Source organism: Kiloniella sp. (assembly GCF_048270245.1).
Taxonomy (GTDB): Bacteria; Pseudomonadota; Alphaproteobacteria; order Kiloniellales; family Kiloniellaceae; genus Kiloniella.
The window spans coordinates 329,138-345,145 of record NZ_JBLWTH010000004.1; the positions used below are offsets into that span (position 1 = coordinate 329,138).

At 45.5% G+C, this 16,008-nt stretch carries 15 protein-coding genes and 1 riboswitch; of the genes, 6 read left to right on the top strand and 9 right to left on the bottom strand.

What is annotated here, in order from left to right:
* Positions 1 to 23 precede the first annotated feature (23 nt).
* The gene (locus ACN0W5_RS11780) at positions 24 to 1,457 is read left to right on the top strand and encodes an amidase (RefSeq protein ID WP_417454293.1); all 1,434 of its coding nucleotides are present in this window, start codon (positions 24 to 26) and stop codon (positions 1,455 to 1,457) included.
* A gap of 65 nt (positions 1,458 to 1,522) precedes the next feature.
* Here the strand turns inward: ACN0W5_RS11780 and ACN0W5_RS11785 are convergent, their stop codons facing one another.
* The 6 genes from ACN0W5_RS11785 to ACN0W5_RS11810 all read right to left on the bottom strand — a co-directional run bounded on the left by ACN0W5_RS11785 (position 1,523) and on the right by ACN0W5_RS11810 (position 7,699).
* Entirely contained in the window at positions 1,523 to 2,512 is a 990-nt protein-coding gene (locus ACN0W5_RS11785; RefSeq protein ID WP_417454294.1) for an ABC transporter ATP-binding protein, read from the bottom strand.
* Entirely contained in the window at positions 2,509 to 3,486 is a 978-nt protein-coding gene (locus tag ACN0W5_RS11790; protein WP_417454295.1) for an oligopeptide/dipeptide ABC transporter ATP-binding protein, read from the bottom strand. The genes ACN0W5_RS11785 and ACN0W5_RS11790 overlap by 4 nt, the downstream gene beginning before the upstream one ends.
* A gap of 12 nt (positions 3,487 to 3,498) precedes the next feature.
* On the bottom strand, positions 3,499 to 4,398 hold the full coding sequence (locus ACN0W5_RS11795) for an ABC transporter permease subunit (protein WP_417454296.1): 900 nt from the start codon (positions 4,396 to 4,398) through the stop codon (positions 3,499 to 3,501).
* A complete protein-coding gene (gene oppB / locus ACN0W5_RS11800) occupies positions 4,398 to 5,318 on the bottom strand; it encodes an oligopeptide ABC transporter permease OppB (RefSeq protein ID WP_417454297.1) in 921 nt (306 codons plus the stop codon). The genes ACN0W5_RS11795 and oppB overlap by 1 nt, the downstream gene beginning before the upstream one ends.
* An 81-nt stretch (positions 5,319 to 5,399) precedes the next feature.
* A complete protein-coding gene (locus tag ACN0W5_RS11805) occupies positions 5,400 to 7,046 on the bottom strand; it encodes a peptide ABC transporter substrate-binding protein (protein ID WP_417454298.1) in 1,647 nt (548 codons plus the stop codon).
* 305 nt (positions 7,047 to 7,351) lie between these two features.
* Positions 7,352 to 7,699: a RidA family protein gene (locus tag ACN0W5_RS11810; protein WP_299373143.1), complete on the bottom strand. Its 348-nt coding sequence runs from the start codon at positions 7,697 to 7,699 to the stop codon at positions 7,352 to 7,354.
* A gap of 155 nt (positions 7,700 to 7,854) precedes the next feature.
* Positions 7,855 to 7,968, top strand: a riboswitch (TPP riboswitch).
* A 74-nt stretch (positions 7,969 to 8,042) separates the two neighbouring features.
* Between ACN0W5_RS11810 and thiD the strand changes: the two genes are divergently transcribed.
* The 4 genes from thiD to ACN0W5_RS11830 are packed head-to-tail and all read left to right on the top strand — an operon-like array spanning position 8,043 to position 11,377.
* Positions 8,043 to 8,849: a bifunctional hydroxymethylpyrimidine kinase/phosphomethylpyrimidine kinase gene (gene thiD / locus ACN0W5_RS11815; RefSeq protein ID WP_417454299.1), complete on the top strand. Its 807-nt coding sequence runs from the start codon at positions 8,043 to 8,045 to the stop codon at positions 8,847 to 8,849.
* A gap of 39 nt (positions 8,850 to 8,888) precedes the next feature.
* On the top strand, positions 8,889 to 9,650 hold the full coding sequence (locus ACN0W5_RS11820) for an ABC transporter ATP-binding protein (protein WP_417454300.1): 762 nt from the start codon (positions 8,889 to 8,891) through the stop codon (positions 9,648 to 9,650).
* A complete protein-coding gene (locus tag ACN0W5_RS11825) occupies positions 9,647 to 10,405 on the top strand; it encodes an ABC transporter permease (RefSeq protein WP_417454301.1) in 759 nt (252 codons plus the stop codon). The genes ACN0W5_RS11820 and ACN0W5_RS11825 overlap by 4 nt, the downstream gene beginning before the upstream one ends.
* 24 nt (positions 10,406 to 10,429) lie before the next feature.
* The gene (locus tag ACN0W5_RS11830; RefSeq protein ID WP_417454302.1) at positions 10,430 to 11,377 is read left to right on the top strand and encodes an ABC transporter substrate-binding protein; all 948 of its coding nucleotides are present in this window, start codon (positions 10,430 to 10,432) and stop codon (positions 11,375 to 11,377) included.
* 64 nt (positions 11,378 to 11,441) lie between these two features.
* On the opposite strand, the gene ACN0W5_RS11835 is transcribed toward ACN0W5_RS11830, so the two are convergent.
* From ACN0W5_RS11835 to fdhD, 3 genes are all read right to left on the bottom strand, one after another.
* Positions 11,442 to 12,752, bottom strand: coding sequence for an MFS transporter (locus tag ACN0W5_RS11835; protein ID WP_417454303.1), 1,311 nt, complete (start codon positions 12,750 to 12,752; stop codon positions 11,442 to 11,444).
* A gap of 330 nt (positions 12,753 to 13,082) precedes the next feature.
* Complete coding sequence (gene mobA, locus ACN0W5_RS11840) at positions 13,083 to 13,706, bottom strand: molybdenum cofactor guanylyltransferase MobA (protein WP_417454304.1); 624 nt, start codon at positions 13,704 to 13,706, stop codon at positions 13,083 to 13,085.
* Entirely contained in the window at positions 13,699 to 14,643 is a 945-nt protein-coding gene (fdhD, locus tag ACN0W5_RS11845) for a formate dehydrogenase accessory sulfurtransferase FdhD (protein ID WP_417454384.1), read from the bottom strand. Before fdhD ends, mobA begins: the two co-directional genes overlap by 8 nt.
* 370 nt (positions 14,644 to 15,013) lie before the next feature.
* Between fdhD and ACN0W5_RS11850 the strand changes: the two genes are divergently transcribed.
* Complete coding sequence (locus tag ACN0W5_RS11850; protein WP_417454305.1) at positions 15,014 to 15,988, top strand: ABC transporter substrate-binding protein; 975 nt, start codon at positions 15,014 to 15,016, stop codon at positions 15,986 to 15,988.
* Positions 15,989 to 16,008: the final 20 nt, after the last annotated feature.

A 16,008-nucleotide genomic window follows, 5' to 3' on the forward strand; every position in this document is an offset into this window, starting at 1 on the left:
CATCACGTATCACCGAGCCCCAAATGTCCGCACAAAACGCTAACGAAATCATCAATGCCACGGCCTGTGAGGTCAGAGATCGTCTTCTAAAAAAAGATATCAAACCAACAGAACTACTCGATATACTTGAAGATCGCATTCAAACTGTAGACGATCAGGTTAACGCCTTACCGACCCTTTGTTTTGACCGTGCACGTAGTTTTGCAAAAAAACTTGAAGCCAAACCCATGGAAGATCGTGGGATGCTGGCTGGTATTCCTGTGCCAATTAAAGACTTAACCGCCGTAAACGGCGTGCGAACAACCTCTGGCAGTCCAATTTTTGCAGATCGTATTCCTGATTGGTCCGATGTTTTGGTTGAAACAATGGAAACAAACGGTGCCATTGTTTATGGCAAATCGAATACACCAGAGTTTGGCGCTGGTGCACATACATTCAACCCTGTTTTGGGCACGACAAGAAATCCATGGGATCTATCCAAATCAGCCGCGGGCTCTTCTGGCGGTGCCGCTGCGGCTCTCGCCACAGGCTGTGCCTGGCTGGCTCATGGATCCGATATGGGCGGATCGCTCCGTAATCCAGCAAGTTTTTGTGGGGTCGTCGGCTTGCGCCCTTCTATGCATCGCTTATCCGATGGACCAGGAACATCGCCGTTCCAAACTCTATCCATGCAGGGTCCCATGGCACGGAATGTAGCAGACACCGCTTTGTTATTAGATGCGATGGTGGGCTTCAAGAACATGAACCCACTGGCCCGACCAAGCCCCGCGACAAGCTTTTTATCAATTGCCAACAAAAAAATAAAACCAATCAAAGTCGCGTATAGCCCTGACCTCGGTGTCAGTCCGGTAGACCCAGAGATCGCAGAAATATGCAAAAATGCAGCACTACAATTCGAAGCGGCAGGTGTCTGTGTAGAAGAAATAACACCCGATCTTTTGGATGCTCCTGAAGTATTTAAACGTTTGCGCGGTTTAGATTTTGTTGTCGGGCTGGGTCCTCTTTTAGATCAGCATCGTGATAAGCTAAAAGAGGATATCATCTGGAACATTGAATACGGGCGTTCTTTAAGCGCAGAAGACATTGCATGGGCAGAGCGGAAAAGAGGCAAAATCTACTATTCCATGCGACAGTTTTTTACCGAATACGATCTGCTGATTTGCCCCACAACCATTGTGCCCCCTTTTCCTGTCGAACAAAGATACGTGACTGAATGCGCTGGTCAGAAGTTGGAAACTTACATTGATTGGCTAGCAATCGTCTCTACGATAACGCTTACGGCATCCCCCGCGATTTCAATCCCCTGTGGGTTCACCAAAACAGGATTACCTGTCGGATTACAACTTGTTGGTAAACCACAAGGTGACGGACCTTTGCTTTCGGCGGCAAATTTACTAGAAGAAATACTTCCTAAAATGCAAACGCCTATAGACCCAAGACCTAAGGTCGGATCGTAGAGCTAGATTACAAAAAAGCCCCGCAAATGCGGGGCTTTCTCGATTATTTCATCAGATATGACATCCTATTCTTCAATAAAGTGGCACGCTGCCTCTCTACCTTCTCCATAAGATTTCAAAGCCGGAACTTCTGCTGCGCAAATGTCCTTGGCAAACGGACAGCGTGTTCTAAAAACACAGCCTGATGGCGGATTTAAAGGGCTCGGCAAATCCCCTTTCAAAGCGACATGTTCTTTATTACGCTCAATCTCTGGATCAGGGATTGGCACCGCAGAAATCAAAGCTTTGGTGTAGGGATGTAGAGGCTTCGCATAAATCGCATCCCTGTCCGCAACTTCCATCATCCGACCAAGGTATAACACCATGATACGATGGCTGATGTGGCGAACAATACTCAAGTTATGCGAAATAAAGATCAGACTAAGTCCGAATTCTTTTTGCAGTCCCATGAGCAGATTAACGATCTGCGCTTGAATGGAAACATCCAGAGCACTCACAGCTTCATCACAGACGATAAGCTTTGGCTCTAAAATCATTGCCCGCGCAATACCAATTCTCTGGCATTGTCCGCCAGAAAACTCATGCGGATAGCGATTAACCTGATCAGGGAGAAGACCAACCTTGGCCATCATTGCTTTGACTTTTTCCTTCACCTCGGTTTTTGACAACTTCGGATAGTGGGTAATCAAAGGCTCACTAATAATCTGGCCAATCGTCATCCGGGGATCTAGTGACGCCAAAGGATCTTGAAAAATCACCTGAAGATCAGAGCGCACATTACGCAATTCTTCAGCCTTCATGCCACCCATTTCTTGACCAAACCAAGCAACTTGTCCGTCGGTTGGTTTTAGAAGGCGCAAAACAGCACGCCCAAGTGTCGATTTACCACAACCGGACTCACCCACAACGCCCAGTGTTTCACCCGCTTTAACCTGGAAGGAAACACCATCGACAGCTTTGAGCAATCCTGGCTTTTTGAACAACTTACCGCTTGGGATCGAGAAATGAACCTTGAGATCCTTTACATCAAGAAGGACTTCCTGGGACGTACTCATGCGACATCCTCCTCTCTATAACAGGCATTATGACTTCCGCTTGGTGTCTCAAACAGCGGCGGACGTTCACAAAGGCATCGATCCTGCACATGGATACAGCGCGGCGCAAACGCACAGCCTTGTGGTAACCGTTGCAGGTTTGGCGGCTGTCCGGGAATGGTTACCAGTTCGTTGTTATGCGTTTTTTCATCAAGTCTTGGCGTAGAAGCCAAAAGCCCCTGACTGTAAGGATGGCGAGGCGCAGAGAAAACTTCACGAACGGAAGAGCGTTCGACAATGCGCCCGGCATACATGACATTCAAGGTATCACATAGTCCGGCCACAACGCCTAAGTCATGGGTAATCATAACAATCGCCGTATTGAACTCACTTTTCAGTTTCCGCATCAAATCCAGAATCTGCGCCTGAATAGTCACATCCAATGCCGTCGTGGGTTCATCCGCAATCAACAAAGCTGGCTCACACAACAGTGCCATTGCAATCATCACACGTTGACGCATACCACCAGAAAATTCATGCGGGTACATATCAAAGCGTTTTTCAGCCTCGGGAATTCCCACTTTGTCGAGCATATTAAGTGCTTCTGACCTTGCGGCTTGCTCGCTCATACCTTTGTGGAGAACCAAAACTTCTGTTAGCTGTTTTGATACTTTAAGGTAAGGATTCAGTGACGTCATGGGATCCTGAAAGATCATGGACATTGATTGCCCACGGATCTTGTTCAACTCATCCGCACTTAGGCCAATCAGCTCTCGTCCCAAAAGCTTAGCACTACCCGTTGTTTTACCGTTAGAAGCCAACAACCCCATGACAGCGAGGAAGGTTTGACTTTTACCCGAGCCAGACTCACCAACAACCCCCAATGCTTCGCCAGCTTTAATCGTAAAATTCATGTTATTGACGGCATTCACAGGACCTTCTGGCGTAGAGAAGGTCACAGAGAGGTCTTTCACCTCAAGAATAATATCACTCATTTTCAGACCTCCCTAGCGATCACGCGGATCTAACGCATCACGCAGACCATCGCCAATAAAGTTAAAGCAAAAAAGGATAATCGCCAGAGCGCTCGCCGGGAACAATAGTGTCCAAGGCGCAGATTCCATCTGTTGGGCACCTTCGGAAATCAACACCCCCAGACTTGTCATCGGTTCCTGCACACCAAGACCAAGGAAAGAAAGAAAACTTTCGATCAGAATAACTTGTGGGATTGTAAGTGTTACATAAACAATCACAGGCCCCAGAGCATTGGGAATAATGTGCCGGCGAATAATGTTAAAGTTACTCACACCTGATGCACGGGCCGCTTCGACAAACTCTCTGTTTTTAATCGAAAGTGCCTGACCGCGAACAATACGGGCCATGGTCAACCATTCAACCGCGCCCAAAGCAGCAAAGATCAGGAAGATGTTTCGTCCAAAAATCACCATCAACAAAATCACGAAAAACATGAAGGGCATGGAATACATAATATCCACAAATCGCATCATGATGTGATCTGTACGTCCACCAACGTAACCGGAAATTGCGCCATAGGTAACACCAATGATCAACGACACACCTGTTGCCACCAAACCAACAAGCATTGATACCCGAATTCCATATAATGTTCGGACAAAAAGATCCCGACCATTGGTATCTGTACCAAAGTAAAACCCAGCGTCCATATCCGGTGCAGCCTGAATGTAATCCCAATAGACTTCATCAAAAGGATTAGGGTGTATCCAAGGCCCAATAACCGCAATAAGTACAATACTCAACAGCACAACACAGCTGACCACAGAAGCCTTGTTTATCAGCAATCGCCTAAATGCATCCTGCCAAAGGCTACGGCCCTGAATTTCCTTTTCATCAGAACCTGTACTTTTCATTTCCATATCAACTGCCATTATCCCATCCTCACTTTTGGATCGAGGAAGCCATAGATAATATCAACGATTAGATTGAACGAGATAATCAGCGACCCGTAAAAAATCACAACACCCATCACGAGAGTATAATCCCGGTTTAATGCTCCTTGAACAAAGTAACGCCCGATACCAGGAATACCGAAGATCTGTTCAATCACAACAGAGCCTGTAATCACAGCAGCAGAGGCTGGTCCTAAATAGGATACAACAGGCAACATCGCTGCCTTCAAGGCATGACGGCTAAGCATAAGCCGTTCGGGCAATCCTTTTGCCCGCGCCGTACGGACAAAGTTAGATCGTAAAACCTCAATCATCGACCCACGAGTCAATCGTGCGATATAAGCAATTTGCGGCAAAGCCAATGCAATAATTGGCAATACGGCCTGAGACATACCATCACCCCATCCTCCGACAGGTAGCATGTGTAGATAAACTCCAAAAATCAGCGTCAACAAAGGCGCCATAACAAAATTTGGAATAGTAATTCCAGTCATTGCCGTCGCCATAACAGCATAATCAAGAACAGAGTTTTGTTTTAATGCCGCAAGTGCACCCATTGTCATGCCAATTGTTATAGCAAGGAAAATCGCGGACAAACCAATAGTTAGAGATACAGGAAAACCTGCACCTATCAATTCGGTAACAGAGAAATCACGATACTGAAAAGAGGGGCCAAAATCACCCTGGAGAATGTTACCAAGGTAATAGAGATATTGCTGCCACATAGGCTCATCAAGATGATAAACAGCATTTAAATTTGCCTCAACTTCCGCAGGCACAGAGCGCTCTTTATCAAACGGGCCACCAGGAGCAGCGCGAATTAAGAAAAACGCAAGGGTAATGATAATAAGTAGCGTCGGAATCGCCCCGGCCAGACGCTTTAAGATAAACGACCACATTTTATTATGTCCTGACATAAAAGTTCGGCGCACCACCCACATGACAGCGCGCCGAAACATTATTGGGAAACCGGGGGTTTCCTATTGCTCAATGGTAATGTACTGCGAACGGATGTGATCCATCACGTTATTCTCCCAACCTTTAACATAAGGCTTTACCATACGTTTGGTAACGTAGTGGTAGATCGGAGCAACAGCATTAGCTTCCAGGAAAATCGTCTCAGCTTGCATTAACAAATTTTTGCGTTTTTCAGCGTCTTGCTCAAGTTTAGCTTGATTCATAAGACTATCAAATTCAGGACTATCAAAACCAGTGTCATTTAGACCAGAATCAGACAACCAAAGTTCGAGAAATGTATTTGGATCGTTATAATCGCCAATCCATCCAGCTCTGAAGGCTTGAGTTGCCTGTTTAAGTTTACGAGTTTCTAGATAAACTTTCCACTCTTCGTTAACTAGATTGACCTTTGCGCCTAAAGTTTTCTTCCACATATTTTGGACCGCAATAGCGATCTTTTTGTGGTTATCGCTGGTGTTGTAACGAAGCTCAATTTCAATCGGATTATCCTTGGAATAACCAGCTTCTTCATACAACTTTAAAGCTTCAGCATTACGCGCAGCCTGATCTTTTGCTTTAAAATCTGCATATACGGGATCATAGGCAGTCACACCAGGAACGACAAAAGCATACGCAGGGACTTCACCAGCACCAACAATTTTCGACGTTAGAATCTCACGATCAATAGCCATCGAGAATGCTTTACGCAATTTCGGGTCATTGAACGGCGGCTTCGTCATGTTAAAGCCGTAATAATATGTTCCAAGATAGTTAGACACATGGAACTCATCGGCCATGTTTTCTTTGATCCACTTAATCTGATCATTTGGAACTTCGTATGTCCAATCAAGCTCGCCCGCACGATAACGCTTAAGGGCGGTTGTTTGACTTTCAGTAGGATAGTAAACAACCTTATCCAGCTTAACCGTATCTTTATTCCAGTAAGTATCAGATTTAACAGCAACGATACGAGATTGGGGTGTCCATTCCTGAAGTTTAAAGGCGCCGTTTGAAACCATGTTCTCTGGGCGTGTCCAACTTGCACCCTTAGCTTCAACTGTTCCTTTGTGTACTGGGTAAGCTACGGAATGAGTAATCATACCAAGAAAATATGGAGCTGGACCAGAAAGTTTTACTTCCAAAGTTCTATCGTCAGTGGCCTTCACCCCCAATTTAGATAGATCTTTTTCTTCACCACTAGAAATAGCTTGTGCATTTTCGAGAGGATATAGCAAGAAAGAGTATGCAGTACCTGTTGCCGGAGCGACAGCTCGTTGCCAAGCGTAAACAAAATCATGCGCGGTTACAGGATCGCCATTACTCCATTTAGCATTATCGCGAATTTTGAAAACAAATGTCTTACCGTCTTCACTAATAGTCCAGCTCTCTGCTTGGCCTGGGATAATAGAACCATCCGTATGTTCAGCAGTTAGCCCCTCAAATAAATCACGAAGAATATGCGCTGATGGCACCCCTTCAGAGATTTGTGGATCCAATGTTCCTGGCTCTGATCCGTTACCACGATTAAAAACCATTTCAGCAGATGCAACGGAAGGTGCAACAAGTGCACTTGTACCTGCCAGAAGAGAAACGCCAAGTGCGACTGCACGTGTTGTTTTTACAAATGTTCCATCAGTAAGGAACCGTTTTATACCTGATTTGAACTCCATAACTCTATCCCTGTTGTTATTGTTCGTTGTGCCCGCCAAATTTTTTTACATCCTTGCGTGCATCACACACAAGGTGACCTTGTTTTCTCTTAATGACAAGAGGAGGTCTTTGTTTTAGGTCAACTAGGTAATAAACGTAGCAAAACAGCCATTTTATTTTACTAATTGATCAAAACTGGTGAGCATTTCAGTATTATACTTTATACAAAGAAGAGAATCCAGCCTAAGTCGCTTAGGTCACAAAAAAAGCCGCCCGATATCAACAATCGAGCAGCTTTATAACCATGGTTTTCTTGGATTTTAACTTACTTTGCAGCAGTAATAATAATTTCTACACTCAATTCTGCACGTGCAAGTTTAGCTTCACCACAAGCACGAGCCGGAGCATAACCTTCTGGCACCCAAGCATTCCAAACTTCATTGAGTTCAGCGAAATATTTCATATCGCTTAGCCAGATCACAGCCTGTAGGATTTTGGTTTTATCACTTCCAACAGACTCCAAACATGTATCAATTTTTTTCAAAATCTCTTTTGTCTGTTCAGTGACAGAATCGCCCGCTGTACCCACTTGGCCAGAGAGGTAAACAGTATTACCATGTTCAACAATTTTACTGGATCGCGCCGTCGTGTCGTGACGAATAATTTCACTCATGAAGATAACTCCCTAATAAAAAACACACCCCTTTGGATGAGATGCTCTATATGCGTCAAAACATATCCCTAGGTCCAGATTTGAGTAAAATATAAACCAGAAAATCAAAAATAACTTTCTCTCTTGCCTATTTTTAAAAGCACCGCATAATTCAGGAAATCTCGTCGGGGTGCTCAATCAATCAACATTGATAGAGCTGAGAGGCAACCGCCAACCCGCAGAACCTGATCCGGTTAATACCGGCGGAGGAAATTGAGATGCTGGGATTGGCAAGCGCCATCTAACCCTTTCCCAAAAGGAACCAGCATTAACAACTTCCTCTGGAAATAAAACGGAGGAAAGTATGTCTGCACCAATAGCCCTAACAATCGCCGGATCAGATAGCGGTGGTGGCGCAGGTATTCAAGCGGACATCAAAACAATGTCTGCTCTAGGTGTATATGCCGCATCGGTTATCACGGCTCTTACCGCGCAAAACACCTGCAAAGTACACTCAATCTTTCCCGTATCCACTGACTTTATCCAAGATCAGCTATATACCGTTTTTGAAGATCTGAACGTCAAGGCGATCAAGATTGGTATGCTGGGCACGCCAGATATCATCAAATCTGTTGCAGGTGTTTTAAAAAATTACCCGCAAATCCCCATCGTTCTTGACCCCGTTATGGTGGCAAAAAGCGGTGATAAACTTCTACAAGATGATGCTGTTGCAAGTCTGAAAGAAAACCTGCTTCCCCTTGCCGAAATTATTACCCCCAACCTTCCGGAAGCAGCCGTCTTGACTGGTAAAAAAGAACCAGCTTCCATTGAAGAAATGAAGAGCATGCTCGCGGCACTTCAGGCCATCAGCCCCAAAGCCATTCTTTTGAAAGGGGGACACCTTGGCGGTGACAAAAGCGATGACTTGCTCTTTGACGGACAAAACGAAATTTGTTTGAGCTCGCAGCGTATAGACACCAAAAACAGCCATGGAACCGGCTGTACGCTCTCAGCAGCTATTGCTTCTGGCATAGCAAAGGGACTTACACTTTTAGAAGCTGTCAATGCGGCCAAAGAATACCTTACAGAAGCGCTTCGTCACGCTGACACCCTCGAAGTAGGCAAAGGACATGGCCCAGTTCATCACTTTCATAACAGTTGGAAAGTTTGACCACGAGGTTACTTACAACAAATTAGGCGAATTGCGTTAATGACATCCCAGACAGCAAGCAGCATTCATATTCAGAATTTTTACCTTTCCTATCAAGACAGGCAGATTTTCAAAAACTTTTCCCTTAGCATGAAAGGCGGAAAGTGGAATGTTCTGTTGGGACGTAGCGGTGTTGGAAAATCATCCTTTCTAAAAGCAATCGCAGGCCTTCTTCCACCATCCACTTACCAAGGCACAATCAAAGCAGACAATGGTTCTCTTTTATCCGAACAAATAAGCTGGATGACACAGGATGCCTTGCTGCTCCCCTGGCTCAGCGTTTTACAAAATGTCCTGATAGGCAACAAGCTAAGACAGCTTTCCGGGGCAATCGCGATCAGTGAAACAAAAGCAAAATCGCTATTGGTAGATCTAGGACTCGGATCCTTTCTGGATATGAAACCAGACAGTTTGTCCGGCGGTATGCGTCAAAGGACAGCTTTGGCTAGAACACTATTGGAAGATCGCCCAATTGTTCTTTTGGACGAACCCTTCTCGGCACTGGATGCCATAACACGCGCAGAAATGCACGACCTCACCTTTCGATATTTGACGAACAAAACCGTTGTCATGATCACCCACGACCCGCTTGAGGCCTTAAAACTCGCAAACATAGTTTACGTGTTAAAAGGGCCGACAATTTCCAGTGTAGAGACATTAACGCCTTCTAACTGCCCACCACGAAATATCAAGAACGAACTTGTGCTGAAAGAGCACGAAACTTTGATGAAACAGCTTTCTAATAACGAAGGTCTGTCATGATAAAGTGCGCGCGCCCGTTCACAATTATTATCGGGCTTCTTCTGGCTTGGCAGTTGCTGGTTTATACGACGGAAGTTCCGCCCTATATCCTTCCTGATCCCCTCTCTGTTTTCCAAGCTCTGTTCCAACGATTTGATACACTGATCAACCACGCAGGCATAACTCTACTTGAAATCATTCTCGGCTTTCTTATCGGCAGCTTGCTGGGATGTTGTTCGGCCTTGGTCCTTGCCACGGTTAAATCCGCACGTGACTGGTTAACACCTTTGCTTGTCATCACTCAATCTTTGCCTGTTTTCGCCCTCGCTCCTATTCTGGTTTTGTGGCTAGGTTATGGCCTAGCGTCAAAAGTAGCTATGGCTGTCCTGATTATATACTTCCCAGTAACTGCGGCGTTCTATGACGGGCTTCGGCGCACACCAAGAGACTGGCAAGCACTGGCCCAGGTTATGGGGGCAAAGCCACTGGCTTTTCTGATCCACGTTCGTATCCCTCTTGCCTTGCCCGCACTGTCATCAGGCTTGCGCGTCGCTATGGCCACAGCACCAATTGGGGCAATCGTTGGTGAATGGGTCGGTTCGTCAGAGGGATTGGGTTACCTGATGCTTCATGCAAACGGACGTATGCAAATTGACCTGCTGTTTGCCGCCCTCCTCATACTCTCCATCATGGCTGTTTCTCTCTATCTGACAACAGACCATCTCTTACACAAACTTCTTCGACACCTTTCACTTGATGACCATAAAACACGATAAATAACCTTACATAAGGACCATATAATGTTACGAAAATTTATACCTGCAGCTCTTGCGTTGGCCAGCTTGTTAAGCCTTTCCACACAAGCTGTTGCCAATGAAAAACTAACCGTCTTATTAGACTGGTTCGTGAACCCTGATCACGCCACATTGGTTGTCGCGAAAGAAAAGGGGTTCTTTAGCGAACAGGGGTTAGACGTAGATCTGATCGCCCCGGCAGATCCGAACGATCCGCCCAAACTTGTTGCAGCAGGAAAGGCCGCGCTTGCGGTTTCTTACCAGCCCCAACTTCATTTACAAGTCGCCGAAGGGCTTCCGCTAACCCGTGTGGGAACACTGGTGGCAACGCCATTGAATTCTCTTGTTGTCCTTAAAGACAGCCCAATTAAATCCATTGCTGACTTGAAAGGTCGTAAAGTCGGTTATTCCGTTGGCGGCTTCGAAGATGTTATTCTGGATGCAATGCTGGAAAAACATGGCCTCGGCGTAAAAGACGTCGAACTGATCAATGTAAATTTCACGCTCTCCCCCTCGCTTATTTCAGGTCAGGTCGACGCCGTCATCGGGGCTTTCCGTAACTTTGAATTGAACCAGATGGATATTGTTGGAAAGCCAGGTCGAGCATTCTACGTCGAAGAGGAAGGCGTACCTTCATATGACGAACTTATACTGGTAGCGAACAACCAGAATGTCGACGATCCGCGCTTTCCCCGTTTTCTCAAAGCTTTAGAGCAGGCCACCACTTATCTTATCAATCACCCACAAGAAAGCTGGACCCTTTTCATCAAAGCCTATCCAGATCTTGACGACGAACTGAACCGAAGAGCTTGGAAGGATACTCTACCACGCTTTGCTCTACGTCCAGCGGCTTTGGATGAAGGACGTTACAGCGATTTTGCAGACTTCCTGAAAGCAAAAGACCTGATTAAAGAAGTTGGTGATGTATCTAATTATGCAGTGACCATTAAATAACATCACCCATCATATAAAAAGACAAGGGCTACCCAACCAAAGGTGGCCCTTATTGATTCCCGTATTATTTAAAGGGACTTTGTTTTTCTTGAGCAAACAATACCAAAACAGATGCAACAACCAACCAGATTATCATCGGGATAAACCCGGCTTCAAAAGCAGAAACATCATATACACGCTGCCCCGCTTCTGTTGCACCACTCCAGTTTAGGTCGATCAAAATACCTGTCAGAGGTTGCAGAACCATTGGGCCAATCATAACACCTGTATTACACCAACCTAGCGATGTTCCTTGCAGTCGAGCAGGAACAGCTTCTTTGGCCCAGGACAGGCCAACAATCATAATACAACTTCCTGCGGCAGCAGAAAATAATGCCAGACCAAGAACAGTCAGAGGAAGATCAGGTATCTGCGTAGCAACAAACCAACCCAACGCAGCCACAAGTGCCAGCACAAAAAAAGGAATTTTTCGTTTCCCTGATGCATCGGACCAATGTCCAAGCAATACGCCGCTTCCAGCCCACACAAGCAATGTAACAGTGGTAATTAATGCAGCTTCTGATGTGGTAAAGCCATAGGCAACTTTAAGAAAAGGTACTCCCCAAAGGCCACCAAAAGTAAGCATTGATCCAGCAGATGCCCCGCATGCCAACGTCAAAAGAAAAACCGTACGATAAGTAATGGCTTCTTTTAAATCAGCCCAAATGGACTGTTTCGGTTGGGTTTCATCGTGCTCATGGCCATAGCTTTTATAGCCAAGATCCGTCGGATCATCCCGCAACCAGATACCTGTGGCCAAAGCCAGTACACCTGTAATCCCTGCAAAGCCAAGCATGACATAACGCCAGCCAATCAACTCTATCATTTGCTGTAGTGGCGCTCCCGCAACAACAGCCCCCAGATTACCCGATAGAAGCCCAAGGCCAACCAGAAGAGCAAACCGCTTAAGGTCAAACCAATGCAGAGCTATCTTCATCATTGTGACAAAAGCCACAGCCACTGAGCCACCGATCAACAAGCGACCAAAACTGATAATCCAGTAATTAGGGGCAAGTGCAAAAATCGCAGTTCCGATTGCCGCAATAATCGCCCCTGTTGTTAAAAGCTTTCGGGGGCCAAAACGGTCTGCCATTACACCAACGGGCACCTGCATAACCACATAACTGTAATAGTAAAAACTCGCCAACGTACCCAAGGTTGTTGCCGTTAACCCAAACTCGATGGTCAAGGGCTCTGCCATTACCCCAAATGCAATGCGATGAAAGAACCCAATCAAAAAGAGCATCGCGCCCAATAACCACATCAACCAAGACAAGCTGGCTGGCGGCTTTTGTAATAAAACAGGTTTATCGGGCATAACAGCAGACTGCGACAAATGAATTTTCCCTATGAAGAGATCATGTGAAGAAAGAATAGCTCAATAGCAAATTTTTCTGCAGCTATCCACAGACAGGATAATTTTGACGTAACCAATCAGTAACCGATACCAACCCGTTAAGCAAAGATTCAGGCTGATTTGATCTCGATGCTGATATCGAGATAAATTGTACGAAGATAGAGTTATATCAGAGTATGAAAGCACTATATAATAGTTGCCATCACACCCCGATATAAAGACTGGCGAACGTTTAATAAGCATTAAACCGGAAAGATTGGCAAAGCCTAATCTTACACATTCACTTTCGCAAAAATGCCACCCACTTTTTCATTCCCTCAACAAACTCTCGACCTTTAACAAATCATCCGGTTTGTTGGCGTTAAAAAAGGGATCAACCGTTTCATTGCCGATGACAACATCATCAAATGAAACGTGACAAATTCCATGACGTTCAGTCCAGCGATCAACCTTGCGCATTTCTTCGTGCACGATTGCTTGGCGTAAATCATCACGTAGAGCAACAGACCACAAACCAACAACAGGATGTGTTCGCCCATGCGACATGGCGCAAGCCAAAGGTAAGTCTTGTTTGCTTGCCTCTGATACTAGTCTTTCAACGAGATCCACAGGAATAAAAGGCGCATCACAAGGAACAGATATCATCCATTTCGCATCAGGCGAATGTGTTGCAACCCACTCTAGCCCCGTGAGCACCCCAGCCAAAGGACCCGGATTATCATCAACGACGTCTGCTGTTACAGGTAACGAAAAAGCCTTAAACCGATCACTATCACCATTAGCGTTTAACACCAACGGTCCGACTTGTGGCTTTATTCGCTTGATAATGCGGGTAAGCAAGCTCTCCCCGGCCAATGATTTCATGCCCTTATCACCCCCACCCATGCGGCGGGCCAGCCCACCGGCCAGTATCACACCCGCAACATCAGTCATCGGCTTGGCTTTCTTTAGTTTCAGTTCCTTGGGTTATATTATCTGTCCCACGGGCCGCCGCTCTTTGATGGCGCGGGTTTTCATCTTCCAAATCTGCGTCCTGATGGTCGAAGACTATTCGGTCCTGTCCTGCAAGGGCTGTGAAACGTTTGCCTTTGGCACGACCAATTAAGGTAAGACCCGCTTCTTTTGCCAAATCAACACCCCATGCCGTGAAACCGGAACGGGAAACCAGTACAGGAATACCCATCTGTACTGTTTTGATCACCATCTCTGATGTCAAACGACCCGTTGTGTAGAAGATCTTGTCTGAAGCTGTAATGTTATTCAAAAACATATAACCCGCAATTTTATCAACGGCGTTATGACGCCCGACATCTTCGATATAAATTAAAGGCCGATCGCTCTGGCATAAAACACACCCATGTATCGCACCAGCTTCCAAGTATAAACTCGGCACCATGTTGATTTTACGGCTGAGTGCGTAGATCCATGATGTGTGAATTTTGGCATCCGAAGGTAGCTTTATATCTTCGAACTTTTCCATCAAATCCCCAAAGACAGTCCCTTGAGCACATCCAGATGTACGTGTTTTCTTTTTCAATTTTTCTTCGTAGTTAGTTTCACGTTCAGTGCGAACCACAACCAGATCCAGCTCTTCATCCACATCAATGGCTGTGATCACATCATCACGGCGTAGCATATTTTGATTTAAAAGATAGCCAACTGCCAAATAATCAGGGTAATCACCGATGGTCATCATCGTTACAATTTCCTGCCCATTCAGGAAAAGAGTTAAAGGTTTTTCGACCACAACAGGAATTTCAATTACATTTCCATCCTGATCCGTTCCTTTTACCGCTTCAGTTAATCCTTCTTTCGACGGATCGGGGCGCAAGACAAATTCTTCCAACGTTTCCAAAGAGGCTTTTGCCATACGTCTGGATGTCGTACTTGCCTGATTTTTATCTTTCATAAAACGGTCCGCATTAAATCTCTACAGGTCTGCTGATATCATTCAAACACTAAATCCCATGCACTATGTCGGGTTTTCTCATTATGAACAAGAAAAGGCCTAATCGTGATTTACGATCTTATATTCGGCTTGGGCTGGGGCATTTATTTAGAGTTTAAATCCATAAAAAAACATCTAATCACTTCAACATATCTTCTTGCTTTCATGGCAGTGACAAGGATTAATACATCACAATAAATTGGACAGACTCCTAATACCCTATTTCTCTGCGGGTATCATGGGGTTCTGAACCATACAAACGAATATATAATTGCTATCTCGGAGGCACATCATGATTTCAAAAAATTTGGGATCCAAATTTATTGCAGCTACTTTAGCACTTGGCCTATCGCTTCCATTTGCAGCGCAAGCTGAAGATGTTGTTGTTGCCACAACTGCTATTGTCGAACACCCCGCTCTTGATGCGGTACGTGACGGCGTACGCGACGAACTAAAATCTCAGGGTTATGAAGAAGGTAAAAACCTGACCTTCCTTTATAAAAGTGCACAGGGCAATCCCGCAACCGCAGCTCAAATTGCCAGAGAATACATTGGGAATGGCCCTGATGTTATCGTCCCAATTGCAACGCCTTCTGCACAAGCTGTTGTCGCAGCGACAAAAGATATTCCCGTTGTTTTCTCTGCCGTTACTGACCCTGTCGCAGCCAAGCTTGTTGCCAATGAAGGTCCATCAGGTACAAATGTTACAGGTGTGAGCGATCTTTCACCTATTGATCAGCACATTGCCCTGATAAAGGAACTGACACCAAATGCGAAAAGCATCGGTGTTCCCTATAACCCGGGCGAAGCAAACTCCGTTGTTCTATTGGACCTTGTGAAAAAGCACGGTGCAGCCCAGGGCTTTGACGTTATTGCGTCCCCGGCAACAAAAACCGGTGAAGTTCTAGCCGCAGCACAAAACCTGATCGGTAAAGCTGATGTTATTTATGTTGCAACGGACAATACAATCATCTCAGCTTTCGAAGCTGTGGTGAAAGTTGGTATCGATCACCAGATCCCTGTTTATGCGGGGGATACAGATTCTGTAAAACGTGGCGCAATGGCCGCGCTGGGTTTTGATTACTACGATGTCGGTCGCCAGACAGGTAAAGTTGTTGTTGAAATCCTAAAGGGTAAAGCAGCAGGTGACATTGCATTTCAGGGCGTGAGCAAAACCAATCTTTTTGTGAACCCGGCAATGGCAGAGAAAATGGGTGTTACTCTTTCTCCAGAAGTCATCGCGCGCGCAACAGAAGTGATCAAATAAGATCCCTTGCTCTATCGCTG

What these genes read in the sequence shown, in the direction of transcription:
- ACN0W5_RS11780 (WP_417454293.1), top strand. Translation starts at nt 24, where the DNA reads ATGTCCGCACAAAACGCTAACGAAATCATCAATGCCACGGCCTGTGAG.
- ACN0W5_RS11785 (WP_417454294.1), bottom strand. Translation starts at nt 2,512, where the DNA reads ATGAGTACGTCCCAGGAAGTCCTTCTTGATGTAAAGGATCTCAAGGTT.
- ACN0W5_RS11790 (WP_417454295.1), bottom strand. Translation starts at nt 3,486, where the DNA reads ATGAGTGATATTATTCTTGAGGTGAAAGACCTCTCTGTGACCTTCTCT.
- ACN0W5_RS11795 (WP_417454296.1), bottom strand. Translation starts at nt 4,398, where the DNA reads ATGGCAGTTGATATGGAAATGAAAAGTACAGGTTCTGATGAAAAGGAA.
- oppB (WP_417454297.1), bottom strand. Translation starts at nt 5,318, where the DNA reads ATGTGGTCGTTTATCTTAAAGCGTCTGGCCGGGGCGATTCCGACGCTA.
- ACN0W5_RS11805 (WP_417454298.1), bottom strand. Translation starts at nt 7,046, where the DNA reads ATGGAGTTCAAATCAGGTATAAAACGGTTCCTTACTGATGGAACATTT.
- ACN0W5_RS11810 (WP_299373143.1), bottom strand. Translation starts at nt 7,699, where the DNA reads ATGAGTGAAATTATTCGTCACGACACGACGGCGCGATCCAGTAAAATT.
- thiD (WP_417454299.1), top strand. Translation starts at nt 8,043, where the DNA reads ATGTCTGCACCAATAGCCCTAACAATCGCCGGATCAGATAGCGGTGGT.
- ACN0W5_RS11820 (WP_417454300.1), top strand. Translation starts at nt 8,889, where the DNA reads ATGACATCCCAGACAGCAAGCAGCATTCATATTCAGAATTTTTACCTT.
- ACN0W5_RS11825 (WP_417454301.1), top strand. Translation starts at nt 9,647, where the DNA reads ATGATAAAGTGCGCGCGCCCGTTCACAATTATTATCGGGCTTCTTCTG.
- ACN0W5_RS11830 (WP_417454302.1), top strand. Translation starts at nt 10,430, where the DNA reads ATGTTACGAAAATTTATACCTGCAGCTCTTGCGTTGGCCAGCTTGTTA.
- mobA (WP_417454304.1), bottom strand. Translation starts at nt 13,706, where the DNA reads ATGACTGATGTTGCGGGTGTGATACTGGCCGGTGGGCTGGCCCGCCGC.
- fdhD (WP_417454384.1), bottom strand. Translation starts at nt 14,643, where the DNA reads ATGGCAAAAGCCTCTTTGGAAACGTTGGAAGAATTTGTCTTGCGCCCC.
- ACN0W5_RS11850 (WP_417454305.1), top strand. Translation starts at nt 15,014, where the DNA reads ATGATTTCAAAAAATTTGGGATCCAAATTTATTGCAGCTACTTTAGCA.